Raw genomic sequence first — 23,964 nt, forward strand, 5'->3', positions numbered from 1 at the left:
CGGGTGGCGCAGCGTCCTACCCGGCCGGGCCGGGGGGCAAACGCCCGTGGGCCCGGCGGGCGGCCCGTTCGAAGCCGCGCCGTCCGGGTAACCGCCGGCGGACGTCCTCGGACGAAGGGAGCCCGCATGACCGGCGCATCGTTCCCGCGCGACGGCTTCGCCGTCGTGGAGATGTTCACCTCCCAGGGCTGCGACAGCTGCCCGCCCGCCGAGGAGGTGCTGTCCGAGATCGACCGGGACGCGCGTGAGCGCGGGGAGCGGGTCTACACGCTCGGCTTCCACGTCGACTACTGGGACCACCTGGGTTGGGCCGATCCCTATGGCGCGCAGGCGCACACGCTGCGGCAGGAGCGGTACGCGCGGACGCTGCGCACCGGCGGGCTCTACACGCCGCAGATGATCGTCAACGGAACGGTCGAGTTCGTCGGGTCGGACCGCCGGCAGGCCGGCTCGGCGATCGACGCCGCGCTGGCCGCGTCGCCCGGCACGCCGGTGACGCTGTCCGTCGTGACGGCCGACGCCGGGCACGTGGTGCTCGACTACGAGACCGGAGCGCTGCCCGAGCAGGCCCGGCTGAACGTGGCGGTGGTGGAGCGCGGCCTGGAGAACGACGTCCCCCGGGGCGAGAACGCCGGGCGGCGGCTGCGCCAGGACACGGTGGTGCGCGCGTTCTGTTCCACCGAGCTGAACGGGGAGCGGGGCCGGATGGAGATCGACGTGCCGGCGGCGCCCGACCCGCGCCGCGCGTCGGTCGTCGGATACGTGCAGCAGGGCGACCGGGCGGTGGTCGGCGCGACCGCCGTCGACCTCGGCGACGGGAACCGCGGATGACCCGGGCCGCGGTGGCGACCCGGCTGCCGCCGATCGACGTCGGCCGCTGGGTGAACTCCGCGCCGCTGACGCCGCAGGATCTGCGCGGACGTGTGGTCCTCGTCGACGTCTGGGAGTACACCTGCGTGAACTGGATCCGCACCGCCCCGTACGTGCGGGCGTGGCACCGCGACTACCGCGACCTCGGGCTCACTGTCGTCGGCGCGCACGCGCCGGAGTTCGCGTTCGGCCGGCTCCCGGAGAACATCGACCGGGCGATCCGCGACCACGGGCTCACCTACCCGATCGCGATCGACGACGACTACACGTTCTGGCGTGCCCTGCGCAACGACGCCTGGCCGGCGAAGTACCTCTTCGACGCCGACGGGCGGCTGGCCGACCGCTGGGTCGGCGAGGGCGACTACGACCGGACCGAGGCGCTGATCCGGCGGCTGGTCGAGGCCGCCGCGCCCGCGACCGCGCTGCCGCCGGTCACAGCGGAGGTGACCGCGTTCGTGACCGGCCCGCAGCCCACGTACGCCGGGATCACCCCGGAGACCTACCTCGGCGCCGACCGCGGTGTGCCCGGCACGTACGCGCTGACCGGCGACTGGCGGGTCGAGGGCGAGTACGTCGAGACCGGCGATGCCGGCGCCGAGCTGGTCCTGCCGTTCACCGCCGGTGAGGTGAACCTGGTGGCCGACCCGGGACCGGAGGGACCGGCCGGGATTCGGGTGCTGCTGGACGGGAAACCGGCCGCTGACGCGCGCGGAGCCGACGTGGGCCCGGACGACCGGGTCCTCGTCGACCGGGCGGCCATGATCCGGCTGGTCGACGGCGCGACGCCGGGGGAGCACCGGCTCACCCTGCGCGCCGAGCGGCCCGGCTTCCGCGCGTACGTCTTCACGTTCGGTCCCTGACCCGACCCGAGGAGGACAACCCGTGGCCGTCAAGACCATGACGCCGACGCGTACCGGCGCCGGCATCCGTGAGTTCCGCGTCGAGGTGCCGGAGGCGGACCTGGAGGACCTGCGGGTCCGGATCGCGGCCACCCGCTGGCCGGAGCGCCAGACCGTGGACGACCAGTCGCAGGGCGTGCCGCTGGAGACCAGTCAGGCGCTCGCCCGCTACTGGGCCACCGAGTACGACTGGCGCCGGGTCGAGGCGCGGCTCAACGACCTGCCGAACTTCGTCACCGAGATCGACGGCCTGGACATCCACTTCATCCACGTTCGCTCGCCGCACCCCGATGCGCTGCCGCTGATCGTCACGCACGGGTGGCCCGGTTCGGTGATCGAGCAGTTGAAGATCATCGGTCCGTTGACCGACCCGACGGCGCACGGCGGCAGCGCCTCGGACGCGTTCCACCTGGTGATCCCGTCGATGCCCGGCTACGGGTTCTCCGGTCAGCCGGACCGGCCCGGCTGGGATCCGCAGCACATCGCCCGCGCCTGGACGGAGCTGATGCGGCGGCTGGGCTACACCCGCTTCGTGGCGCAGGGCGGCGACTGGGGCGCGCTGATCACCGACATGCTCGGCGTGCAGGCCCCGCCGGAGCTGGCCGGCATCCACACGAACATGCCCTGCGTGGTGCCGCCGGAGATCGACGCGCTGTTGCAGAGCGGCATCACCGGTGTCAACAACCCGCTCGCGGAGCTGCCGGCCGGGCTGTCGGCCGAGGAGCGGGCCGCCTGCGAGCGGATCGACTTCTTCTGGAAGCACTCCGCGTACGCGCTGATCATGACGACCCGTCCGGAGACGCTCGTGGCGCTCGCCGACTCGCCGGTCGGCCTGGCGACGTTCATGCTCGACCACGACGCGGCGAGCCTGGACCTGATCTGCGCCGCCTTCGCCGGCCGGCCCGGCGGGCTGAGCCGCGACGACATCCTGGACAACGTCACGCTCTACTGGCTGACCAACACGGGCGTGTCCTCGGCCCGGCTGTACGCGCAGAACGCGCTGTCGTTCTTCGCCGCCAAGGGCGTCCGGGTGCCGGCCGCGGTGAGCCAGTTTCCGGACGAGATCCTGCTCGCACCGCGCAGCTGGGCCGAGCGGGCGTACCCGAACCTGATCCACTACAACAAGGTGGACCGGGGCGGGCACTTCGCCGCCTGGGAGCAGCCGGAGCTGTTCGCCCAGGAGATGCGGGTGGCCTTCCGGTCGCTGCGCTGACGTCGGGACGGATGCGGCCGGGTGGGATGCCACCCGGCCGCATCCCCGGGTTCAGACCTCGGTCAGCCGGACCGCGTCGGCGATGACCAGGCCGGCGGCGGAGCTCCACCGGCTGACCGCGACGCGGTTGGCGTCGCCGGCCGGCAGCGTGAACGTGCCGAGCGAGCGCCACTGCCCGCCGGTCGCCCGCTGGTCGACCACGATCGTCCGGTTGCCGGTGGTCGTGGCGACGATGTACGGCGTGGCCGCGTTGTAGCCCGCGTTCGCCGGCCACCACGCCTCGACCCGGTAGTTGCCGGTCCGCGGGACGTTGAACTTGTACCAGGCCGCGTCGCTCGCGGCGACCGGGTCCGCGTAGCGGTAGTCGGCGCCGTAGCGCTGCCCGGAGTACGTCGAGGTGCCCCAGCTGGCGCTCGCGGTGAACCGGCCCGCGGTGGCGTTGTCCACGATCGACGTCCAGCCGGTGCCGCCGCCGGCCATCTTGGCGGCCACGTCGGCGCGCATGGTGTTCAGGTCGATGAAGGACGGGTCGATCTTGCCGGTGGTGCTGGTCTCCCGGTGTCCCCGGGCGTAGCTGGAGTCCCGGCCGAGCCGCTTGAGCACGGCGGCGGTGGCCGCGATGCTGGCGTTGTACTGGGCGGTGGTCATCCGCTGGTCGACGCCGTTGTAGTCGATCTCCCACCCGATCATCAGCGTGTTCCCGTCCCCGGCCGGGATCGGGCCGCTGCCGCCGCTGGTGCCGGCGTGGTTGCACCGGCCGGCGGAGATCACGTGGAACACGCCGTTGTAGTCCACGAGCGCCTGGCAGAGCGGGCCGGGCAGGTCGGAACGGCCGTTGATGCAGATGTTCAGCGCCGGGTGCGGGTTGGTGGCGCTGGAGGTGGCCGCGGTGTGGTGCCAGAGCACCCCGATCGGGTCGAAGGAGCCGGGGCGCATCCGGTTGAGCCAGTCGCCCTCGACCACGACCTGCACACCGGCGGCCCGCAGCACGTCCACGAGCCAGGGAATGGTGGCCATCACTGCTCCCCGAGCAGGTCGGCGAGGCACTCGGCCTTCGGCGCCGCGAGCGCCGTGCCGGGCCGGACGGCCACGGCGAGGGCGGCGGCCACCAGGGCGGGTACGCCGAGCAGACCTCGGCGTCGCAGACGGGGGGATCGTGACGTGGGCATGGCGCTCCTCGGGTGACGGCGCTTCACCGATCGACGGATGTGAGTGCGGGAACGCTATACCGGCTTCCGGCGTCTTGTCGATACCCTTCATTGATCGTTTCTTCGGTGAAAACTTTCGCCACCATCATCTGTCGTCATCCGTCGATGCGTGGTAGAAATCCTGCCCATGTCTCGCCGTCGAGCGAGGAATCCCGCACAGGAGGGGCGCCGATGAGAGCGATCGCCACGGCCCTGACGTTTCTCACCGTGGTCGCGGCCACGGCCGTCCCGGCAACGGCATCGGCCGTCCCGGCCCGGGCCGGGACACCGGCTGTCGCCGGCCCGCAGCCCGCCGCCGAGTCGCAGTCCGCCCTGGCCGCGGTCGGCCCGCAGCCCGGCACGTTCACCGGCAAGGGCTTCGACACCTGCACCGCGCCGTCGCAGGCCGCGATGGACGCCTGGCTCGCCGCCTCGCCGTACCGCGCGGTCGGCGTCTACATCAGCGGCGGCAGCCGCACCTGCGCCCAACCGAACCTGACCGCGACCTGGGTCGCCGACCAGACCCGCAAGGGCTGGCGGCTCATCCCCATCGAGCTCGGCTACCAGGCGCCGTGCGGCACCCGTACGCCGAAGATGTCCGCCGACGCGGCCACCGCCCGCGGGCAGGGCAGGACCGCGGCGGACAGCGCGGCCGCCGCCGCGGCGGCGCTCGGCATCGGCGCGGGCAGCACGCTCTACAACGACATCGAGCAGTACCCGTCGAACGCGAGCTGCCGGGCCGCGGTGCTCTCCTTCCTCTCCGGCTGGGTCGAGCGGCTGCACACTCGCGGCTACCTCGCCGGCATGTACTCCAGCGGCTCGTCCGGCATCACCGACGTCTGCGCCGCCTACCACGACACCCGGTACCTGCGGCTGGACCAGATCTGGATCGCCTGGTGGAACGGGGTCGCGGACACCGACGGGGGCACGTACTGCGCCGACGACCGCTACGCCGACCAGCAGCGCCTGCACCAGTACGCCGGCGACGTCACCGAGACGTGGGGCGGCGTGACCATGAAGATCGACCGCAACTACCTGGACGTACGGGCCGGTACGCCGCCCGCGTCGTGGAGCGTCACGGTCGACAACGCCACGGCGGGCGGGTTCACCGCCGGCGCGGCCTGGGGCACCTCCGCGTACTCCGCGCAGCGCCACGGCGCCGACTACCGCTTCGCGGCACCCGTGGCGTCCAGCGACGTGGCCTGGTTCCGGACGACCCTGCCCGCGACCGGCGCCTACGAGGTCTCGGTGTGGTACCCGGCCGACCCCGGCTACAACGACCGCACCCCGTACCTGGTGGCCACCACCACCGGCAATCGGACGGTGACCGTCGACCAGCGCGCCGGCGGCGGCCGCTGGGTGTCGCTCGGCGTGTTCACGCTCGCCGCCGGGACCGGGGACAAGGTCGGGGTGAGCCGCTGGAGCGCGGGGACCGGCTACGTGGTCGCCGACGCGGTACGCATCACCCGGGTCTGACGCCCGCACCCGTACGGATGCACTGCCGCTGTAGCCGCCCGGCCGGTCCGCCGGGCGGCTAGAACGGACGGTATGGCGGGGCGACGGGCGGTCTACGGGGACACCGGCGACGGCGGCGTGCAGCTCGCCGCCAGCACCGACAGGTGGCACCTCTATCCGGATCACGTCCTGTTCGCCCCGGACGACCCGCCGGAGGACCTGCTCCGCTTCGACGCGGAGCTGATGCCGTTCGCCGACAACCCGCGACGGGGCGCGCTGGCGGTGGTCGACATGCAGAACGACTTCTGCGCCGAGGGCGGCTGGACCCACCGCTCCGGGCTGGACTACCGGGCCTGCCGGGAGGCCATCCCGGGGGTGGTACGCGCGGTCGAGGCCGCCCGCCGCCACGACATGTTCGTCATCTGGGTGTACTGGCACAACCGCCCCGACCTGCGCAACCTGGGCGCACCGACGCTGCACTCGTTCAAGCACACGCCCGACCAGTGCGGCATCGGCCAGCCGCTGGACCACGGGCGGGTGCTCACCGCCGGGGAGTGGGGCGCCGAGATGGTCGACGAGCTGAAGCCGCTGATCCGCGACGACGACGTCATGGTCGAGAAGGTGCGGATGAGCGGGTTCTACGGCACCCATCTCGACCAGGTGCTGCGCACCCAGGGCATCCACACGCTGTTCGTCTGCGGCGTCAACGCCGACCAGTGCGTCAGCACCACGATCGAGAGCGCCTACTTCCGCGACTACAACCCGGTCCTGGTCGCCGACGCCACCGCCACGTCCAGCCCGGCGTACTGCAAGGACGCGGTCGTGTTCAACACCAAGCAGTGCTGGGGGTTCGTCACGACCACCGACCGGTTCGCCGACCCGTCGCCCTACCGGCGGTGAGCCGGTCCCGACACGGCGGGACCGGCTCACCCGGCCGGGTCAGTTCAGGTGCGCCAGCAGGGCCGTGGCCATGCCCTGCTCACCCCGGGCGTTCGGGTGGAACGGCGCGGCCGCGTTCTGCGGCACCAGCCCCTCCACCCAGCGGGTGCCGCTGCTCTTGCACGTGTCCCGGCCGATCGACGGCGTGTAGACGTCGGCGTAGCTCGCGCCGCCCGCCGCCGCGGTGTCGGCGAGCATCGTGTTGAGCGCCTTCTGGACGCCGCGCAGGTACGGCACGTCCTGGTAGGCGATCGGCACCACGGGCCAGCAGCCGTATCCGCTGTCGGGCAGGATCGCCGGGTACCCGAGCACCACCACGCGCGCGTTCGGCGCGGCCTGGCGGACCGCCCGCAGCACCGCCGTCACCTTCGGCGCGGTCGCGGCGATCCGGGCCCGCAACTGGTCGGTGCCGCCCGCGGTGAACCGGTCCTTGCAGGGTGACCCGAGCGGGCTGCTCACGCTCGCCTCGGCGCAGTCGCCGATGATGCCGGAGAAGCCGATGTCGTTGCCGCCGATCTGGACGGTCACCAGCGCGGTGGTCGAGGTGACGGCGTTGACCTGCGGCGGCAGCGCGATGCCCAGCGCGCCGTCGCCGCCGTACAGGATGTCCTCGGTGGTGGCGCCGGAGCAGCTCACGTCGGCGAACGACGCCGAACCGGCGGACGCCGCGACCAGGGACGGGTAGTTGCGGTTGGAGCGCAGGCAGTTCAGGTCGACCTGGGTGGGGACGAGCGGGGCGGAGGTGTAGGAGTCGCCGAGCGCGACGTAGCGCCCGGAGGGTGCGGCGGCGACGGCGGGTGCGGCGGCGGCGAGCAGCACGCCGGCGGCGGCCGCGACGAGCGCGGTCATCCGGCCGGCGGTCCGCAGGAGCGGCAGGCGGGGACGGTTCATGGGGCCCTCCCGGAGGGGTCCTGGTGGTGGTGCTGGGATTCTGTCCGCGCCTGTGACATGCGTCAATATCGATAGGCCTCACTAAATCCCGTTCCGGGATGTGGTCCACCGCCGTCCCTCCGGCCGGCCAGAGGTGTCGCGTACGTCACACTTTTCGGCGTCGGTGATGTCGGGTACGGGTCCGGGGCCGAACGGTCGATCCGTTGCGTCACAACGGTCCCCGGCGCGTCGCGCCTGATGGGCGGCCGGGTGCCGGATCCGGGCACGCACGCACCGGAGTGACCCCGGCACGGCTCGTGAAGAACGCATCGAGTGTCGGCGATCGTGAATTTGCAGGCGTCATTACGCTGCGGGGTGGTTGATCGCCGGAACCACGGACGACAGGTGGAAGAACCTCAGATGAGTGACAATCACCCTCCCTACGGAGGCTATCCGGACCCGAACGCCGGAGCGTGGGGCAACCAGCCCGACCCGAACGCCCCGTACGGCGCGCAGCCGGCCTCCGGTGCGCCCTACGGTTCGCAGCCGGCGTCGGGCGCCCCGTACGGCGCCCAGCCGGGGTCGGGCGCGCCGTACGGCGCCCAGCCCGGGTCGGGCGCTCCCTACGGCGCGCAGCCCGCGGCGCCGTTCCCCGGCCAGCCGGGCTACCCCGGGCAGCCGGCGCCGTACGCGCCCACCCCGCCCCCCAGCGGCGGCAAGAGCAAGGGCCTCATCGTCGGCCTCGCCGCCGGTGCGGTCACGCTGACGCTGCTGTGCTGCGGCGGCGGCCTCGCCTACGTCGCCTTCAACGGCGACGAGGAGGACCCGAAGCCGGTGGCCTCGGGCAGCGCCACCCCCGGGCCGGACAACAGCCCGTCCGCGACCCCCAGTGCGGGCGGGCCGGAGTCGACCGGGCCGGACGGGCCCACCAACAACGACTCGATCACCGCGCGTTACGCCAGCGAGATGTCGGCGGTCTGCGACGGGGGAGCGATCCTCAACGCCGCCCCGTACACCGCGCCGGCGGGTTCGAAGGCGTACGTCTTCTCCAACTCCCCGGACCGGCCGTCGTTCTGGTCGCAGAAGACGATCAGCTCGGCCAAGCCGTACTACGCGAAGTCGGCCGACTTCGCCACGGTGTCCGTCATCGGCTGCCTCAAGATGGTCGAGGGCAGCGAGGGCACGCCGAAGAAGTGCCAGTACAAGAACAGCGAGGACAAGGTCGTCACGGTCGACTACATCTCCTCGCGGTACACCCTGACCTTCCACGCCGCCAAGACCGGCGAGAAGGTCGGCGACGGCGGCACGGTGACCGCGCCCGCCGCCCGGTGCCCGAGCTTCATCTCCTACAACAAGGTGACGATGAAGTCGTACGCGTCCCCGGACAGCGGCACCATCGAGGCCGCGCTGGACCGCTTCCTCAAGTAGCCACACCCGGATCGCGGTGTGCGGGCCGGGCGGCCCGCACACCGCGTACGGCGGCTCAGGCCGCTGGCAGCGGCCGGCCGTGCGCGTCCACGCACTCGCGGGCGAAGATCCGCAGCAGCTCCGGCAGGTGGAAACGCTCGCCCGGGGCGCCGGAGTCGACCGGCACCAGCAGGTTGTGCTGGATCAGGCGCTCCACCATCCGGTTGGCCTGCTGCCGGGGCAGGCGCAGGATCTCCACCGCGCTGGACGCGGTGATGAACGAGTCGGCGCGGGCCAGCGCGTGCAGCGCCCGGCGGGCGTCCACGTCCAGCGCCTGGTAGCTGACCGAGAGGCTGTCGCGCACCGAGATGTCCCCGACGGACAGCTCCGACAGCCGGTTCTCCTCGTCCTCGAGATGCGCGGCGAAGCCGGGCAGGGCGACGTCGGGCTGGGTGACGAGCCGGCTGCCGACGATCCGCAGGGCCAGCGGCAGCTGGTCGCAGGCCGCGGCGATCCGGCCGAACACCTCCGGCTGCTCGCGTACCCGGCGCTCGCCCGCGATCGTGGCCAGCAGCTCCACCGCGTCGGCCCGGTCGAGCGAGCCGAGCGTCAACCGCCAGCCCACGTCCAGGTCCAGCAGGCGCTGCCGGCTGTTGATCAGCACCAGGCTGCGGCCCGCCCCGGGCAGCAGCGGGCGCACCTGCTGCGCGCAGTCGACGTCGTCGATGATGAGCAGCAGCCGCCGGCCGGCGAGCGCGCAGCGCAGCGCGGCGGAGCGTTCCCGGATGTCCTCGGACACGTCGGTGAGCGGCACGCCCAGCTCGACCAGCAGCTCCCGGATCAGCTCCCCGCTGCCGCGCGGCGGCTCGTCGCCGCTGTCGAAGCTGACGAAGAGCTGACCGTCGGGGAAGAGATCGGCCAGGTCGTACCCGCTGGTCACGGAGAACGAGGACTTGCCGACGCCCGGCGCGCCGGAGACGAGCACGACCCCGGCGTGCTCGTCGGCGTCGGCCGGGTCGGCGATCCCCTCGGCGATCGCGCGCAGCTGGCCCGCGGTGGTGTCCCGGCCGACCAGGGACGGCGGCTTCATCGGCAGGGCCTGCGGGCTCGGCGGCGGGCCGGGCGGCGACGCGGGCCCGGCGCCGGCGGCCGTCGGCCGGCCGGCCGGCGGGCGGGCCTCGGCGGAGTCCGCGTCCAGCGCCGTGTGGAGGGCGCCCTGGAGCGTGGGACCGGGGTCGACGCCCAGTTCGTCGACGATGCCGCGCCGGGCCTGCTGGTAGACGGCCAGCGCCTCGGCCACGCGTCCCTCCTGCGTCAGCGCGGTCACCAGCTGCGCCTGCCGGCGTTCGTCCAGCGGCTCCTCGGCCACCAGCCGGCGCAGCGACGGGATGACCCGGGCCGGCTGGCCCAGCCGCAGGCGCAGGTCGATCAGCTCGGTCGTCATCTCCCGGTGCTGCTCCCGCAACGCCGTTACGGTCGCGCCCAGGTCGGTGCCCGGATCCGCCAGGTCCTCCAGCGGGTGCCCGCCCCACAGCTCGACCGCCCGGTCGAACAGGTCGGCGGCGGCCTCCGGCCGGTCCCCCCGCGCGGCCCGGCGTGCCTCGTCGGCGAGACGCCGGAACCGCAGCAGGTCCAACTCGTCCTCGTCGACCCGCAGGTGGTAGCCGGTGCCGTCGTGGACCAGCCGGCCGGCCGAGTCGCCGCCGCGGTCCAGCGCCTGCCGCAGCCGGTGCACGTACGTGCGCAGGTTGCGTACCGCCGACGCGGGCGGCGAGTCCGGCCACAGGCCGTCGACCAGCCGGGAGGTGGCGACCGTGCGCCCCGGGCTCAGCAGCAGCACGGCGAGCAGGAGGCGGGGCTTGGTGCCGGTGAGCGTGACCGGGCGGTCGTCCACATGAACTGTCAGCGGGCCGAGAACACTGAACCGCATCGATGCATTCCCCCGCTCCGCAGTACCGTCCACAGTGTGGTGTACCGATGGATTTCCCACCTTCGGCTGGGGAATACCGCGCTCCCAGATGGTGCAAGTAGTCACCGATCGGTGTGTACTTCGTGACCCCGGGTGAGTTGCGCCGTCGCCCGCCGCGCCGCGTCGAGCACCGCCACCGCGTCCGCCACCCCGGCGCCCGCCGACCGGCCCTCCCGGACCAGCCCGGCGAAGTCCTCCGCCTGGCGGGCCAGGGCCGCGTACATGGTGGCGTCCCCGTCGGCCGGGTCGAGGAAGGTCAGCCGCTCGTGGTCCCGGGTGCCGAAGACCTCCACCGTCGCCATGTCGCCGCCCCGGTGGTGCCGGCCGAGCGAGACCAGCGCGGTGCCGCCGCCGGACAGGCCGAGCAACGCCTGGGCGCTGTCCACGTCCCGGCCGCGTACCGCCGGGTCGGTGACCGGCCCGGCCGGCTGCACCGCGACGCGGTCGACCTCCTGCCCGGTCAGCCACCGGATCTGGTCGAACTCGTGCACGCCCATGTCCACGAAGATCCCGCCGCTGCCGGTGCGGAACGCCGCCGCCGGCGGCTCGCCGTCCCACTGCGCCGCGGCCACGAACAGGACCTCGCCCAGTTCGCCGTCGGCGATCCGCTCCCGCAGCCGGTGCAGCTGCGGGACGAACCGGCGCCAGTAGGCGACCTGGAACGGGATCCCGGCGGCGGCGGCCACCCGTCCCGCCTCGGCCGCCTCGGCCGGGTCGAGCCCGGCCGGCTTCTCGCACAGCACCGGCAGCCCGGCCTTGGCGGCGGCCGCGACCAGCGCGCCGTGCCGCCCGGTGGGCGCGGTCACCAGCAGACCGTCCGGCACGGCGTCCGTGAGCAGGTCCTCCACGCTCGGGTACGCCGGCAGCCCGCCCGCGGCGACCGCCTCCCGTGCCGCCGGATCCGGGTCGACCACGTACCGGATCCGGACCGCCGGGTGGTCGGCCAGGGCCCGCAGGTGGTGGTGGCCCATCCGGCCCGCTCCCACCAGCGCCAGCCGGAACTCATCGCTGCCGGTCATCGTCGCTTCCCCTCTCCTCGTCGGTGCCGTCGGTGCCGTCGCGGCCGTCCGTGCGGCTGTCGCCCAGCCAGCCGGCCAGCGCGGCCACCACGGCCGGCGCGCCGGTGCCGAACACCTCGAACCCGTCGTGGCGCCACCGCCGGCTCACGCCGCCGGCGGCCTCCACCAGCGCGGCCCCGGCCGCGATGTCCCACGGCGCGGGGTCGAAGCTGAGGAACGCGTCCAGTTCCCCGCGGGCCACCGCGGCCAGGTCGCAGACGGTGGAGCCGGTGTTGCGCAGGTCGGCGACGCGCGGCGCGACGCCGACGAGCGCCTGGTACGCCCGCCGCCGCGGACCGGGCGCGTTCGGTACCGCGAACGCCACCAGGGCGTGCCCCGGCTCGGCCTCGCGGTTGACCGCGACCGGGGCGTCGCCGTCGAGCGCGCCGCCGTCGTCGAGCACCAGGCAGGCGCCGGTGGCCGGTTGCAGGACGGTGGCCGCGACCACCTGCCCGTCGCCCACGTCGCAGCCGGTCGCCACCGCGATGCTGACCGCGTAGCGGCTCGCGCCGTGGCTGAAGTTCAGCGTGCCGTCGAGCGGGTCGACGATCCAGCGCAGGCCGGAACAGCCGTCGCTGGCCCCGGACTCCTCGGCCAGGACGGCGTCCTGCGGCCGGTCGCGGGCGAGCAGGCCGAGGATGGCCCGTTCGCTGGCGTGGTCGGCGCTGGTCACCGGATCCTGGGCCGCGCCGCCCTTGTGTTCGGTTTGCAGGCCCCGGCCCCGCGCCTCGCGGATCGCGTCCGCACCGGCCCGCGCCGCGCGCAGGCTCAGGTGGCGCAGGTCGCCGGGAGCGGCACTGATGCTCATCGCGCCACCTGCGCTTCCCGCGGCGCGGCGAGCCGCGCGTAGTCGCCGTCCACGAACAGCAGCGGCGGCGTCGGCCGGAGCAGGCCCGCGGAGCGGACCTCGCCCATCAGCACCGCGTGGTCACCGGCCGGGTCGGCGGAGACCGCCTCGCAGCCGAAGTACGCCACCCCGTCGGTCAGGCGCGGGCAGCCGGTCGCCCGTTCGTGGTCGTAGGCCACACCCGCGAAGCCGTCGGCGCCGGCCGGCCGGCCCCGGCTGGCGAACCAGGCCGCCTCCTCGCGCTGGTCGTCGCCGAGCACCGTCACCGCGAACCGGCCGGTACGCCGCACCGCGCCGAGCAGCCGGCAGTCCCGCCGGAGGCAGACCAGCAGCATCCGTGGTGACAGCGACACGGTGGTGAAGGAGTTGACGGTCATCCCCACCGGGCCGTCGGGTCCGACGGCTGTCGCCACGGCCACGCCGGTGGCGAAGCGCCCGGCCACCGAGCGGAACGCCCGTTCCTGGTCCTGTCCGTTCCCTGTGCTGGTCATCACCGTGCTCCTCTCGTCGCGCTGCCGACCAGGTCGGCGGTCCGGCGCCGGTCGGTCTTGCCGTTGGCGTTCGTGGGCAGGGCGGCCACGTGGTGGATCCGGGCCGGCACCATGTAGCCGGGCAGGCGGTCCGCGCACCGGCGGGTCAGCTCGTCGGTGATCCCGTCGGCGCCGGTGTAGACCGCCCGCAGGGAGACGTCGTCGCCCGCGCCGAACGCCAGCACCACCGCGTCCTGCACGCCCGGGTGGCCACGCAGGACCATCTCGATCTCGCCCAGCTCGATCCGGTAGCCGCGCAGCTTCACCTGGTCGTCCAGGCGCCCGTGGTGCACGAGCGTGCCGTGTTCGCGGCGGACCCGGTCACCGGTGCGGTAGTACCGGCGGCCGGCGTCCGTGACGAACCGGTCCTCGTCGTCGGCCGGGTCGAGGTAGCCGTCGAACCGCTGCGGCCCGTGCACGCACAGCTCGCCGTCGTCACCGCCGACCGTGCCGTCCTCCGCGCGCAGGATCGCGTCGAGCCCGGGGTGCGCGTCGCCGATCGGCACGGTGCCGTTCGAGGTCGCCGGCCAGGCCGCCGGATCCGCGGGCAGCCGGTGACCGGTACAGGTCACGGTCAGCTCGGTGGGACCGTAGAGGTTCTCCACCACGCTGCCCGGCGCCGCCGCCGCCCACGCCCGCGCCTGCTCCAGCGTCAGCGCCTCGCCGGCGAAGAGGCTGTGCCGCAGGCCGGGCATGGCGCCGGGGGAGAGCATCCGCATCCGGCGGGCCAGCGAGACCACCGAGGGCACCGAGAACCAGTGCGTGATCCGCCGCTCGTTGACGAACCGCACCGGCGTCAGCACCTCGTCCGGCTGCGGCACCACGAGCGTGGCGCCGCCACCCCAGGCGACGAACATGTCGAACACGGACGGGTCGAAGGTCAGGTCGAAGGTCTGCGACAGGCGGTCGCCCGGGCCGACCGGGTAGCGGTCCCGGCAGTGCGTGAGGAACGCGTCCACGTTGCGGTGGCGGATCGGCACGCCCTTGGGCCGCCCGGTCGAGCCGGAGGTGAACAGCAGGTACGCCACGTCGTCCGGCGCCACCGGGGCGGCCGGCGGCGGGACGCCCGGCGCGCCGTCGAGGCGTACCGTCACGGCGTCGCCCGCGACCTGCGCCGCCGTCGCGGCGCCGGCGTCGTCGACCACCAGCGCGTCCACGCCGGCGTCCCGGCACGCCCGGGCGGTGCGGGCCGGCGGGAAGGCCGGGTTGAGCGGCACCACCACCGCTCCGGCGCGCAGCGCGGCCAGATAACCGGCGTACGCGGGCAGGCTGCGGGCGGCCAGCAGGCCGACCGCGCGGGGGCGCCGGCCCACCTCGGCGTGGATCCGCCCGGCGAGGCCGTCGGCGAGGTCGCGCAGCCGGCGGTAGGTCACCGGCTCCCCGCCGACCTCCAGCGCGACCGCCTCGGGCACGCGTTCGACGGTCCGCTCGAACCAGGAGTAGAGACTCACGGCGTTGCTCCCTTCACTGTGCTGTCGTCGATCGGTCTTGCGGCGCCGCCGGCGTGGGACGCCGCGCTCAGGTCACCGCGCCCGCCAGTTCGTCGGCGTGGTCGGCGATGCCGGCGAGCATCGCGCCGGTGGCGCCACCGGCGATGCCGAACATGGCCGCCTCGGTGCGCAGCTGTGCCTCCCCGCCGTCGCGGAACGCGTCCGCGCCGCGCAGGCGCACCGCCTCGGCGGCGACCCGGTCCACGGTCTCGGCGGCGCTGACCTTCAGCAGCATCCCGGTGACCGCGGACGGGACGGCGGCCGGCGCGTCCAGCAGCGGCGCGCACAGCGCGTCGAGCTGGTGCGTGGCGACCAGGCATCGGGCGTACCGCTCGCGGACCGCCGGGCGGTCCCAGAGCGTGCCCGCCCCGGCCGGTCGCCGCCGCAGCCAGTCGCGCAGGCCCGCCAGCATCCGGTGGCACATCGCCCGGGCCCACAGCGCTCCGGCGACCCGTTCGACGCCGACCTGCCGGGCGAACCCGGCCAGCGCCCGGCCGGGGCGGCCCAGCACGGCGTCCGGGCCCAGCGCCACGCCGGCGAAGCGCAGGTGGCCCACGCCGGACCCGGCGAACGCCCGGCCGGCGGACCCGACCGTCACGCCCGGCGCGCCGGCCGGCACCAGCAGCCAGCAGAAGCTGGTGAAGTGCCGCGCCTCGCGGTGCCGGGCCAGCACGAGCGCCGCGTCGCAGCTCGTCGCGTTGGTGATCCAGTCCTTGCCACCGTCCAGGACGGCGCCGTCGTCGCCCAGCTTCACCCGGGTCGCGGCGTCGAGCAGGTCCGAGCCCGACCCGCCGGCGTCGGTGACGGCCAGCGCCACCACCGTCTCGCCGCGCAGCATCCCGCGCCGCGCGCGCTCCGCCGGCCCGGTCGCGTCGGCCAGCAGCGGCAGCACGGTGGCGACCTGGACGCAGACCGACAGCGTCACGCCGAGCGGGCACCGGGCGTCCAGTTCGGTGAGCAGCACCGACAGCCGCCGGGGGTCCGGCTGCACGCCGTCCGGGTAGAGCGCCTCGACGATCCCGGCGGCGCCCAGCGCGCGCCACACGGCGCCGGGGTCGCCGAGGTCCACTCCGGACAGCGCAGCCCGCACGGAGGCGGCCTGGTCCCCGGGCGGCGGCATCGTCGGCGGCGGTGTCGGCGTCCTCGGCGTCGTCGGCTCAGGCAAGACGCACCCCCGGGTCGCGCAGCGACAGCGCCCCGTTGGCCAGGCGCAGCCGGTCGTTGGCGTAGTTCAGCGAGGCTGAGCGCAGATCCCGGAACGTGCGCTCCAGCGTCAGCGGCGAGTCGGTCAGATAGCCGTGGCGCAGGCCCGCCAGCTCGACCAGTTCGTGCGCGGCGGCGAAGGACTCCTCGGCCGCGCGGATCTTCAGCGTGTTGAGCAGCATCTGCACCGGCGCCGCCGACATGTCCGGCGCGTCGGTGACCACCGAGACGGTGTGACGCAGCAGCGCGTGCGCCGCGTCCAGCCGGGCCCGGATGCCGGCCAGCCGCAGCAGCACCAGCTCGGAGGAGGGGGCGAACTGCCGCCGTCCCGCCTCGCTGCGGGCGTGCCGCAGCACCCGGCCGTACGCGCCGGCCGCCGCCCCGATCCAGGCCGCCGCCCAGCCGACGTGCGCCAGCGGCGCGAAAACGGTGGTGGCGATCTCCCGGAAGCCGCCGTGCTCGCCGACCACCTGCCACTGCGGCACCGCGCCGCGCAGCCGCATCGGCACGCTGTGCGTGGCCCGCATGCCCAGCGGGCGCCACCCGCCGGTCACCTCGATCTCCACCTGGTCCCGGTCGGCGTAGACCAGGTCCACCTGGGCGGCCGAGTCGGCCCCCGGGGCGCGGGTGGTGATCAGGAAGGCGTCGGCGTACGGGCCGCCGGTGACGATCGGCGCCTGCCGGTCGACGCGCAGCATCTCGCCGTCGTGCTCCAGCGCCGACTCGGCGGTCATCAGGTGACCGCCCTTGCCGGCCTCGGTGGTGACCGAGCCGAGATACCGCTCGCCCCGGGCCACCGCCGGCAGCACCTCGGCGCGCAGCTTCTCCCCGCCGTACGCGGTGATCGCGGCGACCTGCTGGCAGTGCATGGCGAAGACCATCGCCACCGACATGTCCACCCGGCCCAGCGCCAGCGTGACGTCGACCAGGTCCGGCAGCGTACCGCCGGCGCCGCCCTCGGCTTCGGGGACCAGCAGCCCCAGCAGCCCGGTACGGCGCATGGCGGCCAGCGCCTCGGTCGGGAAGACGGCGTTCTCGTCGGCCTCCCGGGCGTGCTCCGCCGCCACGTCGGCGACGGTCTCGACGGCCGGGGCGTACCCGGCGGGCGCGGTCATCGGGAACCACCGCCGACCGGGGTGCGCAGTTCCTCGACCACGCTCCACAGTCCACCGGCGGTGGCGAAGGTCGAGTCGACGAGCTTGTCGTCGGGCACGGCGACCCCGAACGTGTCCTCGATGGCGAACAGCAGCTCGATCTCGCGCATGGAGTCCAGGCCGAGGTCGCGCAGGCGGGACTCCTCGGTGATCTCGTCCGGGCCGGCGAACTTGAGGAACGGGCGGAGCAACTCGGTGAATTCGGCGTTCATTGACGTCACCTTTCTTCTCGGGTTTCGGCAGTGGCGCCCGGCGCGTCGACCGGGTGCCGCGTCAGGGTCAGCCGGGACGTCTCGACGACGCGGTCGCCGTCGCAGACGACCTCGACCGGCGCGGGGTGGCCGAGGAAGGCCAGCAGGCTGGCCGAGAGCCCGTAGGCTCCGACGTTCGGCACGGCCAGCACGTCGCCCGGCCGTACGTCGGGCAGGTTCGCGGCGCGGGCCCAGGTGTCCAGCGGCGTGCACAGCGGCCCGGCGACGATCGCGGCCTCCAGCGGCGGGCCGTCGCGGCCGTCGGCGGCGTGCAGGGCGGGTACGAGCGGCGGCAGCCGGCGCAGGCCGGACATCCCGCCGAGGTGGTTGATGCCGGACTCCAGCACCACCACCGGCGTGCCCTGCGACCGCTTGACGTCCAGCACGCGCGTCAGCAGCGTGCCGGCGGTGGCGGTGAGGAACCGCCCCGACTCGAAGGCGACTGTCGGCGCCCCGTCGCGCCAGCCGGGGAAGAGCTCGTCCAGGGCCGGGGCGACCCGGTCGGCGAGGCCGGTCAGGTCCGCGTTGTGGCCGGGCCGGGCGAACGGCGCGCCGAAGCCGCCGCCGAGGTCGAGCAGCGCCAGGTCGACGTCGAGCAGGTCCCGCAGCCGCCGGGCGGTACGCGCCGCGGCGGTGAACTGGGCCACCAGCGCGTCCACCGAGTCGACGTTGCTGCCGGTGTAGAGGTGGAATCCCCGTACCGGGGCCGAGGGGCGGGAGCGGAACCGCTGGGGTTCCCGCTCGATCCAGTCGGCGTCGGCGCCGAACTGCGACGCGACGCCGGTCATGGTGAGCCCCTGACCCGGGTTGGGCACCCGGTCGTTGACGCGCAGCAGGCACCGCAGTTCCACGCCGTGCGCGGTGGCTATCCGGTCGGCCTGGTCCAGGCCCTCGGGCGAGTCGACGGAGAACCAGCGGACACCGGCGCGCACCGCCTCGGCCACCTCGGCGTCGCGCTTGCCCGGTCCGGTGTAGAGCATGCGGTCGCCCGGCACGCCGGCCCGCAGTGCCGCGGCCAGCTCGCCCTCGGAGCAGATTTCCGCGTCGCAGCCGGCGGTGTGCAGCGCCGCCACCAGTGCCGGGTGCGGGTTGGCCTTGAGCGAGTAGAACAGCCGGCTCGGTGCGGGCAGCGCGGCGACCAGGGTGGCGTGGTTGGCGCGCACCCGGGCCAGGTCGTAGCGGTACGCCGGGGTGTCGAAGGGCAGGTCAGCCATCGTGCTCACCCGCCAGTCGGGCCAGCGCCCGCCGGTCCACCTTGCCGTTGCCGGTCAGTGGCAGGTCGGGCAGCACGACGCAGTGCGCCGGCACCTTCATCTCCTCCAGCTGTTCCCGCAGCCGGCGCAGCACGTCGGCGGGGGTCAGCTCGGCCACCACGAACAGCGTCGCGCCGTCGCGGCCGTCGGCCGGCGGCAGCACCCCGGCCGCGTCCACGCCGTCGACCCGGTACGCGGCGGCCTCCACCTCGGTGGCGCTGACCCGGGTGCCCTTCTCCTTGTAGACGTCGTCGCGGCGGCCGGCGAAGTGGACGTACCCGTCGGCGTCCACGTGACCGTGGTCGCCGGTGTGCAGCTGCGGGAACAGTCCGTGGGCGCGGCGGAACCGCTGGGCGGTCAGCTCGGGCCGCCGCCAGTAGCCGGCCATCACGTGCGGGCCGCGTACCACCAGCTCGCCGCGGACGCCCGGAGGCTGGCGCCGCCCCTCGGCGTCCACCGTGAAGATCTCGGTGCCGGGCAGCGCCCGCCCGCAGGCGCCGGGCCGGCGCAGGTCGGCGTCCGGCGGCATGATCGCCGCGCGTTTGCACTCGGTGAGGCCGAACATGAGCTGGACGGCCAGGCCGGGCAGCAGCCGGCGCAGGCCGGCCAGCACCTCGGGCGGCATGGCCGCGCCGGTGTTGGTGAGCAGGCGCAGCGGCGGGCGGGGCGCGCCGGCCCGGCCGAGCAACCGCAGCAGGTTGATCGCGAGCGACGGTACGCAGGGCAGCACCGTGGCGCCGGACTCGACAAGTGTCGCCAGCAGGCGGCCACCGGTGTCCCCGGCGTCGCCCAGGCGCAGCCGGGCACCGGCGACGGTGCTGAGGAAGATCTGGTAGAGGCCGTAGTCGAACGAGGGCGGCAGCAGGACGTGCACCACGTCGTCGGGCCGGTAGCGCAGCTCCGACTGGATCGCCCGCACCGCGAACGTGACCTGGGCGTGCGTGGAGACCACCGCCTTGGGCATGCCGGTGCTGCCGGAGGTGTAGATCAGGCAGACCGGGTCGACCGAGAGCGGCGCCGGGCCGGTGGGCGTGCCGCTGATCGCCGCGGCGGACGCGGCGCGGCGTGCCTCGTCCGCGCCGCGCACCGGGACGCCGCGGGCGCGGGACAGGCCGGCCAGGACCGGGTCGTCGGTGAGGACCAGGCCCGGCTCGGCGTCGTCGAGCACGTGGGCGAGGGCGACCTCGGGGGCCGGCGTGCGCAGGACGACGAAGACACCGCCGGTACGGGCGACCGCGTACAGCAGCGCCGGCAGGGTCGCGTCGGTGGGCAGCGCCACCAGCACCCGATCGCCGCGCCGGACGCCCTGTCCGCGCAGCCACCCGGCGAGGCGCAGGCTGTCCGCCCGCACCTGACGGTACGTGCGCTCGACGGTCCCGTCCCCGGCGGCGGGCGCGTCGGGGCGCGCGTCGGCGGTGCGGTCCAGCAGGTCGTGCAGGAGTTCGGTACTCATCGGGCACCTCCGGTGGCGGCGCCGAACATGGCGCACAGGGAGCCGACGTCGCGCAGGTCGGCCGCGGACAGCGCGGTGGCCGGAACCTCGACGCCGAGCCGACGTTCGACCCGGTCGATGACGTCGACCAGCCGGAACGAGTCGAAGCCGGGCAGTTCCCGGAGCACGTCGGTGGTGCGCAGGGCCGAACCGTCCAGGTCCAGGGTGTCGCCGAGCGCGCCGAGCACCGCCGCGCGTACGCCGTCGTCACCGGCCCGGTCCGGCGCGGCCGGTGCGGCGTCGTCGGCGGTTCCGGCGGCCGGTCCGGCGATCGACTCCAGCGCGGCCAGGTGGTCGGCGATCAGCGCGCCGAGCGCGTCCGCCAGTTCCGGCGCGGCCGGCCGGCCCGCCTGGGCCCGCCGCAACGCCACGTAGCTGCGCGTGGCGAGTTGCTGCCAGCGCGCGGCCTGCCCGGCCAGCGCGGCGGCGGCCTCCGGCGCGACCGCCGCGAGCCAGCGTTCGTGCAGGTCGCGGGTGCGAGCCAGCAGCCAGACGTCGAGTACGAAGCGGTGCAGCCCGGCCACCGTGTCCAGGGCGGCGGCGGTGCGGGCCAGGTAGCTGTCGATCTCCGGGCGGGCCCGTCCGGCCCGGGCGGCGTTGCCGGCGAGCATGGCGGGCACGTCGATCGCCGGGGCCGGGTGCGCGGTCACCGCCAGTGTGTGCGCGCCCCCGGCCAGCGCCGCGTCGAATGCGGCGTCGGGCAGCCGCCACACACCGGGCCGTGCGGGCCCCCAGGCGGTGTCGTTGTGGTACGCGTCGACCACTGTGACCTCGTCCGGCCCGGCGGCCGTGACGAGGAAGCTGTGCCGCATGTGCTCGTGCTCGTGGTAGGGGCACCACGGCAGGTCGTACGCGTCGGCGGTGACGTAGAGCGGCTGGCCCGGGGCGCACAGCCGGCGTACCTGCGGGCCGTCGAGCTGCATCCACCGGCCCTCGACCCGCAGGCCGAGCAGGTCGACCGCCTCGGTGGCCCGGTCGTCCGAGGTCGCCTCGACGGTGACCAGGCCGTCCTGGTCCCGGGTGCGGAACCCGTACCGGGCGCCGAGGGCGAGGTGGCTGCCGGACCCGTTCGCGTGGTCGGCCAGCAGGGCGAAGCTGGTCTGGAGACAGTCCAGCGCGGTCGCGTGCAGACCGGTCAGGATCGGTGTCCACACCGGATCCGTGGTCGGCCGGTCCGGCGCGTTCGGGACGTGGTGGGACATGGGGAACTCCTCGATGCGGATACGTGGGGCGGGGCCGCCGGCGCGGAGGGTGCCGCGCCGGCGGCCGGTGCGAAGGTCAGCTGTCGGCGCGGCCGTCCAGACCGTTGGCCCAGGTGGAGAGCGCCTGCGCCTGCTCGGCCAGCGCGTGCTCGTCGGTGCCGATCGGGTCCTTGAAGAAGAACCCCAGCTCCTCGATCGGGCCGACGTGCCCGGCGCGGTGCGCCGCAGCGGTCAGCCGGGCCAGGTCGAGCACCAGCGGCGCGGCCAGCGTCGAGTCCACCCCGCTCCAGGTCAGCTGCATGGACATCCGGACGCCGAGGAACCCCTCGAACGAGACGTGGTCCCACGCGGTCTTGTGGTCGCCCAGGTCCGGCACGTTGTCGATGTGCAGCGGGGCCGTGACGTCCTCACCGAGCAGCGCGGGCAGCACACCCGACTTCGAGCTGAGCTTGCTGCGGGCGTTGCGCGGATCCTCCAGCGTGGCGCCGTCGCCGCCGCCGAGCAGGTTGACCCCGGCCCAGGAGAGCACGTGCAGGGCGCGGGAGGTGAACATCGGCGCCAGGGCGGTACGCAGCAGCGTCTCCCCGGTCTTGCCGTCGGAGCCGGCGAACGGCACGCGCTCCCGCTGCGCCATCATCTCCAGCGCGGGCAGCCGGGCGCCGGTGGACGGGGTGAAGTCGACGAAGCCGCAACCGGCCTGGAACGCCGCGTACGCGACCACCGAGCTGGCCGGCAGCGCCTTGTCGTCCGGGTCGGCCATGGCGCGGGTCAGCGCGTCCAGGTCGTCGTGCTCGGGCCGGTGGTCGGCCGGCGGCTCGGTCGAGGACACGTTGATGACGACGACCCGGGACAGCCCGTTGCGGCTGCGGAACTCCTCGATGTCGCCGGCCAGCCGGTCGACCACCTCGGCCAGCGGTGCGGTCTCGGTACGCGCGTCGTATCCGGTGCGCAGGTTCTGCTCGACCTCGGGCAGGCTGCCGCGCACGGCGGCCAGCACGGGTGCCGGGATGACGCCGGAGTCGACGAGCGACTCGGCCTTCTTCTCCAGCGGCGTGTCGACGATGTCGTGCCCGCCGACGACCAGGTCGTTCCAGCTCGCCAGCGGCGCGTCGCGCAGCATGCCGGTGTCGGTGACGCAGCCGGTCGAGTCGGCCATGCCGGCGCGCAGCGCCAGCAGACCGGTGATCGCGGTGGTGGCGACCGAACCGCGGGCGCCGTTGAGCCACACGCCGACGGGCGCGTCCGTGTCGGGGGACGAGGTCGGGGCGTGCGTGGTCTCGCGATGGGTGACGGTCACGGGAAGACTCCTTCTGTGGGTGCGCCGGTGGCGGCGCGGATCAGCGGGCGAACACCTTGGCGACGGCGGCGGCGATGTCCTCCATGTCCTGTTCGGTGCCGAGGAAGGTGCTGTGGTGCGTCTGGACGGTGTGGGCGGCGAGCCATTCGGTGTTCGGGTACGTGCGCTCCCGGTGGATCGCCGCGAAGCGTTCGGCCAGCGGTGCGAGCAGCGGCTTCGTCCAGGGCTGGAGCAGCCGGCTGCGGTGCAGCGGCTCGTCGGTGCAGTAGAAGCGCCGGCCCAGCTCGGCGGTGAGCGCGGCGGCCACGGCGGCGTTGTCCATGCCGGCCGGCAGCTCGTCGAAGACGACGGTGCCCTCGTAGATGGAGATGCGGGTCTGGCCCGCCGCGGGTCGCAGCAGCCGTACGCCGTCGACGCCGGCCAGCATCTCGCCGAGCAGCCGGTAGTTGTGGTTGCGGACGCCGTGCTGCTCGTCCAGGGTGGTCAGTTGCGCGCAGGCCACGGCCGCGGAGAACTCGTTCAGGCAGAAGTTGGCGCCCTGCACGCCGGCGCTCTCCTCCAGGTCCAGTTCGCCGGCCGGCGTCCGGTCGCCCCGGTAGCGGCGCGAGTCGGCCCGCAGTTCCTGCAGCACCGGCGCGAGCGTGTCGTCGTCGGTGACCACGGCCCCGCCCTCACCGCAGGTGAGCACCTTGCCGTGCTGGAAGCTGAAGCAGCCGAGCCGGCCGAGCGAGCCGGCCTGACGGCCCTGCCAGGTGGCGCCGTGGGCCTGCGCGCAGTCCTCCACGACGGAGATGCCGCGCGGCCGGGTGACCGCGTCGAGTGCCGGCACGTCGGCCATGTTGGAGGCCCAGTGCACGGCGACCACCGCGCGCGGGTCCACCGACAGGTCGAGGTCGTCCGGCCCGACGCACCCGGTGTCCCGGTCGACGTCGACGAGTACCGGGACCAGGCCGGCGCGCAGCGCGGCGGTCGCGGAGGCGGTCCAGGTCAGCGCCGGTACGAGCACCGTCTCGCCGTAGCCGAGGCCGAGTGACTCCAGGGCCACCACCAGGGCGCTCGACCCGTGGTCGACGGGTACGCAGTGGCGGGTGCCGACGTAGCGGGCGAAGTCGGCGGCGAAGCGGCGCTCGAACAGGCCGGTGTCGCCGACGGACGGGCTGCTGATCGCCCACCGGCCGCCGGTCAGCACCGCGGAGAGGTTGCCGGCGGCGTCCGGTGCGGGGATCGGCCAGCGTGGCCATGGACGGTCGGGTGGGCGGACCGGCCGGCCACCGTCCACGGCGAGCCGCCGGTCGAGAGGAATGGAGGTCGTCATGTCTTCGACCTTGATGGTCATCGATACATCAGCGGTACACGTGCGATTGCCGGGACGGCCGGC

Annotated in this window: 22 protein-coding genes; 6 read left to right on the forward strand and 16 right to left on the reverse strand. The window is 74.5% G+C overall.

Annotated elements, in window-relative coordinates:
• Window positions 1-126: 126 nt before the first annotated feature.
• The 3 genes from ACN27D_RS29020 to ACN27D_RS29030 are packed head-to-tail and all read left to right on the forward strand — an operon-like array spanning window position 127 to window position 2,982.
• Window positions 127-831 (forward strand): DUF1223 domain-containing protein, encoded by a 705-nt coding sequence (locus tag ACN27D_RS29020; protein WP_421500526.1) that lies wholly within the window; start codon window positions 127-129, stop codon window positions 829-831.
• Window positions 828-1,730 (forward strand): redoxin, encoded by a 903-nt coding sequence (locus ACN27D_RS29025; protein ID WP_421500527.1) that lies wholly within the window; start codon window positions 828-830, stop codon window positions 1,728-1,730. The genes ACN27D_RS29020 and ACN27D_RS29025 overlap by 4 nt, the downstream gene beginning before the upstream one ends.
• A 22-nt stretch (window positions 1,731-1,752) precedes the next feature.
• Window positions 1,753-2,982 carry an epoxide hydrolase family protein gene (locus ACN27D_RS29030; RefSeq protein ID WP_421500528.1) on the forward strand — a complete coding sequence of 410 codons (1,230 nt, stop codon included), beginning with the start codon at window positions 1,753-1,755 and terminating at the stop codon, window positions 2,980-2,982.
• A 51-nt stretch (window positions 2,983-3,033) separates the two neighbouring features.
• Here the strand turns inward: ACN27D_RS29030 and ACN27D_RS29035 are convergent, their stop codons facing one another.
• Together ACN27D_RS29035 and ACN27D_RS29040 are read right to left on the reverse strand one after the other, a co-directional pair.
• Window positions 3,034-3,999 carry an N-acetylmuramoyl-L-alanine amidase gene (locus tag ACN27D_RS29035; RefSeq protein WP_120570353.1) on the reverse strand — a complete coding sequence of 322 codons (966 nt, stop codon included), beginning with the start codon at window positions 3,997-3,999 and terminating at the stop codon, window positions 3,034-3,036.
• Window positions 3,999-4,151, reverse strand: coding sequence for a hypothetical protein (locus ACN27D_RS29040; protein WP_162959110.1), 153 nt, complete (start codon window positions 4,149-4,151; stop codon window positions 3,999-4,001). The genes ACN27D_RS29035 and ACN27D_RS29040 overlap by 1 nt, the downstream gene beginning before the upstream one ends.
• 210 nt (window positions 4,152-4,361) lie before the next feature.
• Here ACN27D_RS29040 and ACN27D_RS29045 point away from each other — a divergent pair, with 210 nt between their 5' ends.
• Entirely contained in the window at window positions 4,362-5,645 is a 1,284-nt protein-coding gene (locus ACN27D_RS29045) for a glycoside hydrolase domain-containing protein (protein ID WP_121684140.1), read from the forward strand.
• Between the two features lie 72 nt (window positions 5,646-5,717).
• Window positions 5,718-6,524, forward strand: coding sequence for a cysteine hydrolase family protein (locus ACN27D_RS29050; protein ID WP_120570351.1), 807 nt, complete (start codon window positions 5,718-5,720; stop codon window positions 6,522-6,524).
• Between the two features lie 39 nt (window positions 6,525-6,563).
• On the opposite strand, the gene ACN27D_RS29055 is transcribed toward ACN27D_RS29050, so the two are convergent.
• A complete protein-coding gene (locus ACN27D_RS29055; RefSeq protein WP_047891061.1) occupies window positions 6,564-7,454 on the reverse strand; it encodes an SGNH/GDSL hydrolase family protein in 891 nt (296 codons plus the stop codon).
• Between the two features lie 399 nt (window positions 7,455-7,853).
• Between ACN27D_RS29055 and ACN27D_RS29060 the strand changes: the two genes are divergently transcribed.
• Window positions 7,854-8,861 (forward strand): hypothetical protein, encoded by a 1,008-nt coding sequence (locus ACN27D_RS29060; protein WP_421500529.1) that lies wholly within the window; start codon window positions 7,854-7,856, stop codon window positions 8,859-8,861.
• Between the two features lie 55 nt (window positions 8,862-8,916).
• Here the strand turns inward: ACN27D_RS29060 and ACN27D_RS29065 are convergent, their stop codons facing one another.
• The 13 genes from ACN27D_RS29065 to ACN27D_RS29125 all read right to left on the reverse strand — a co-directional run bounded on the left by ACN27D_RS29065 (window position 8,917) and on the right by ACN27D_RS29125 (window position 23,901).
• On the reverse strand, window positions 8,917-10,770 hold the full coding sequence (locus ACN27D_RS29065; protein ID WP_357896014.1) for an AfsR/SARP family transcriptional regulator: 1,854 nt from the start codon (window positions 10,768-10,770) through the stop codon (window positions 8,917-8,919).
• Between the two features lie 101 nt (window positions 10,771-10,871).
• Window positions 10,872-11,828 carry a Gfo/Idh/MocA family oxidoreductase gene (locus tag ACN27D_RS29070; RefSeq protein ID WP_358173537.1) on the reverse strand — a complete coding sequence of 319 codons (957 nt, stop codon included), beginning with the start codon at window positions 11,826-11,828 and terminating at the stop codon, window positions 10,872-10,874.
• On the reverse strand, window positions 11,812-12,675 hold the full coding sequence (locus tag ACN27D_RS29075) for an inositol monophosphatase family protein (protein ID WP_047891065.1): 864 nt from the start codon (window positions 12,673-12,675) through the stop codon (window positions 11,812-11,814). The genes ACN27D_RS29070 and ACN27D_RS29075 overlap by 17 nt, the downstream gene beginning before the upstream one ends.
• Window positions 12,672-13,205, reverse strand: coding sequence for a flavin reductase family protein (locus tag ACN27D_RS29080; protein WP_120570346.1), 534 nt, complete (start codon window positions 13,203-13,205; stop codon window positions 12,672-12,674). Before ACN27D_RS29080 ends, ACN27D_RS29075 begins: the two co-directional genes overlap by 4 nt.
• Entirely contained in the window at window positions 13,205-14,695 is a 1,491-nt protein-coding gene (locus ACN27D_RS29085; protein ID WP_421500530.1) for an amino acid adenylation domain-containing protein, read from the reverse strand. The genes ACN27D_RS29080 and ACN27D_RS29085 overlap by 1 nt, the downstream gene beginning before the upstream one ends.
• Window positions 14,696-14,762: 67 nt before the next feature.
• Window positions 14,763-15,824, reverse strand: coding sequence for an acyl-CoA dehydrogenase family protein (locus ACN27D_RS29090; RefSeq protein WP_421500531.1), 1,062 nt, complete (start codon window positions 15,822-15,824; stop codon window positions 14,763-14,765).
• A 67-nt stretch (window positions 15,825-15,891) separates the two neighbouring features.
• Window positions 15,892-17,052 (reverse strand): acyl-CoA dehydrogenase family protein, encoded by a 1,161-nt coding sequence (locus ACN27D_RS29095; RefSeq protein WP_120570343.1) that lies wholly within the window; start codon window positions 17,050-17,052, stop codon window positions 15,892-15,894.
• Window positions 17,049-17,303 (reverse strand): phosphopantetheine-binding protein, encoded by a 255-nt coding sequence (locus tag ACN27D_RS29100; protein WP_114920141.1) that lies wholly within the window; start codon window positions 17,301-17,303, stop codon window positions 17,049-17,051. Before ACN27D_RS29100 ends, ACN27D_RS29095 begins: the two co-directional genes overlap by 4 nt.
• 5 nt (window positions 17,304-17,308) lie before the next feature.
• Window positions 17,309-18,556 (reverse strand): alanine racemase, encoded by a 1,248-nt coding sequence (locus tag ACN27D_RS29105; RefSeq protein WP_357895998.1) that lies wholly within the window; start codon window positions 18,554-18,556, stop codon window positions 17,309-17,311.
• On the reverse strand, window positions 18,549-20,048 hold the full coding sequence (locus ACN27D_RS29110) for a class I adenylate-forming enzyme family protein (RefSeq protein WP_393155799.1): 1,500 nt from the start codon (window positions 20,046-20,048) through the stop codon (window positions 18,549-18,551). Before ACN27D_RS29110 ends, ACN27D_RS29105 begins: the two co-directional genes overlap by 8 nt.
• On the reverse strand, window positions 20,045-21,289 hold the full coding sequence (locus ACN27D_RS29115; RefSeq protein WP_421500532.1) for an acyl carrier protein: 1,245 nt from the start codon (window positions 21,287-21,289) through the stop codon (window positions 20,045-20,047). The genes ACN27D_RS29110 and ACN27D_RS29115 overlap by 4 nt, the downstream gene beginning before the upstream one ends.
• Before the next feature lie 76 nt (window positions 21,290-21,365).
• Entirely contained in the window at window positions 21,366-22,586 is a 1,221-nt protein-coding gene (locus tag ACN27D_RS29120; RefSeq protein WP_120570339.1) for an inositol-3-phosphate synthase, read from the reverse strand.
• Between the two features lie 40 nt (window positions 22,587-22,626).
• Window positions 22,627-23,901, reverse strand: coding sequence for a DegT/DnrJ/EryC1/StrS family aminotransferase (locus ACN27D_RS29125; protein ID WP_421500533.1), 1,275 nt, complete (start codon window positions 23,899-23,901; stop codon window positions 22,627-22,629).
• Window positions 23,902-23,964: the final 63 nt, after the last annotated feature.

This window comes from Micromonospora sp. WMMD1274 (assembly GCF_049179035.1).
Classification (GTDB): Bacteria; Actinomycetota; Actinomycetes; order Mycobacteriales; family Micromonosporaceae; genus Micromonospora; species Micromonospora tulbaghiae.

Coding starts and splice junctions, on each gene's coding strand:
- ACN27D_RS29065 (WP_357896014.1), bottom strand. CDS start 10,770: ATGCGGTTCAGTGTTCTCGGCCCGCTGACAGTTCATGTGGACGACCGC.
- ACN27D_RS29025 (WP_421500527.1), top strand. CDS start 828: ATGACCCGGGCCGCGGTGGCGACCCGGCTGCCGCCGATCGACGTCGGC.
- ACN27D_RS29115 (WP_421500532.1), bottom strand. CDS start 21,289: ATGTCCCACCACGTCCCGAACGCGCCGGACCGGCCGACCACGGATCCG.
- ACN27D_RS29100 (WP_114920141.1), bottom strand. CDS start 17,303: ATGAACGCCGAATTCACCGAGTTGCTCCGCCCGTTCCTCAAGTTCGCC.
- ACN27D_RS29045 (WP_121684140.1), top strand. CDS start 4,362: ATGAGAGCGATCGCCACGGCCCTGACGTTTCTCACCGTGGTCGCGGCC.
- ACN27D_RS29070 (WP_358173537.1), bottom strand. CDS start 11,828: ATGACCGGCAGCGATGAGTTCCGGCTGGCGCTGGTGGGAGCGGGCCGG.
- ACN27D_RS29055 (WP_047891061.1), bottom strand. CDS start 7,454: ATGAACCGTCCCCGCCTGCCGCTCCTGCGGACCGCCGGCCGGATGACC.
- ACN27D_RS29035 (WP_120570353.1), bottom strand. CDS start 3,999: ATGGCCACCATTCCCTGGCTCGTGGACGTGCTGCGGGCCGCCGGTGTG.
- ACN27D_RS29125 (WP_421500533.1), bottom strand. CDS start 23,901: ATGACGACCTCCATTCCTCTCGACCGGCGGCTCGCCGTGGACGGTGGC.
- ACN27D_RS29050 (WP_120570351.1), top strand. CDS start 5,718: ATGGCGGGGCGACGGGCGGTCTACGGGGACACCGGCGACGGCGGCGTG.
- ACN27D_RS29060 (WP_421500529.1), top strand. CDS start 7,854: ATGAGTGACAATCACCCTCCCTACGGAGGCTATCCGGACCCGAACGCC.
- ACN27D_RS29075 (WP_047891065.1), bottom strand. CDS start 12,675: ATGAGCATCAGTGCCGCTCCCGGCGACCTGCGCCACCTGAGCCTGCGC.
- ACN27D_RS29105 (WP_357895998.1), bottom strand. CDS start 18,556: ATGGCTGACCTGCCCTTCGACACCCCGGCGTACCGCTACGACCTGGCC.
- ACN27D_RS29095 (WP_120570343.1), bottom strand. CDS start 17,052: ATGACCGCGCCCGCCGGGTACGCCCCGGCCGTCGAGACCGTCGCCGAC.
- ACN27D_RS29020 (WP_421500526.1), top strand. CDS start 127: ATGACCGGCGCATCGTTCCCGCGCGACGGCTTCGCCGTCGTGGAGATG.
- ACN27D_RS29080 (WP_120570346.1), bottom strand. CDS start 13,205: ATGACCAGCACAGGGAACGGACAGGACCAGGAACGGGCGTTCCGCTCG.
- ACN27D_RS29110 (WP_393155799.1), bottom strand. CDS start 20,048: ATGAGTACCGAACTCCTGCACGACCTGCTGGACCGCACCGCCGACGCG.
- ACN27D_RS29040 (WP_162959110.1), bottom strand. CDS start 4,151: ATGCCCACGTCACGATCCCCCCGTCTGCGACGCCGAGGTCTGCTCGGC.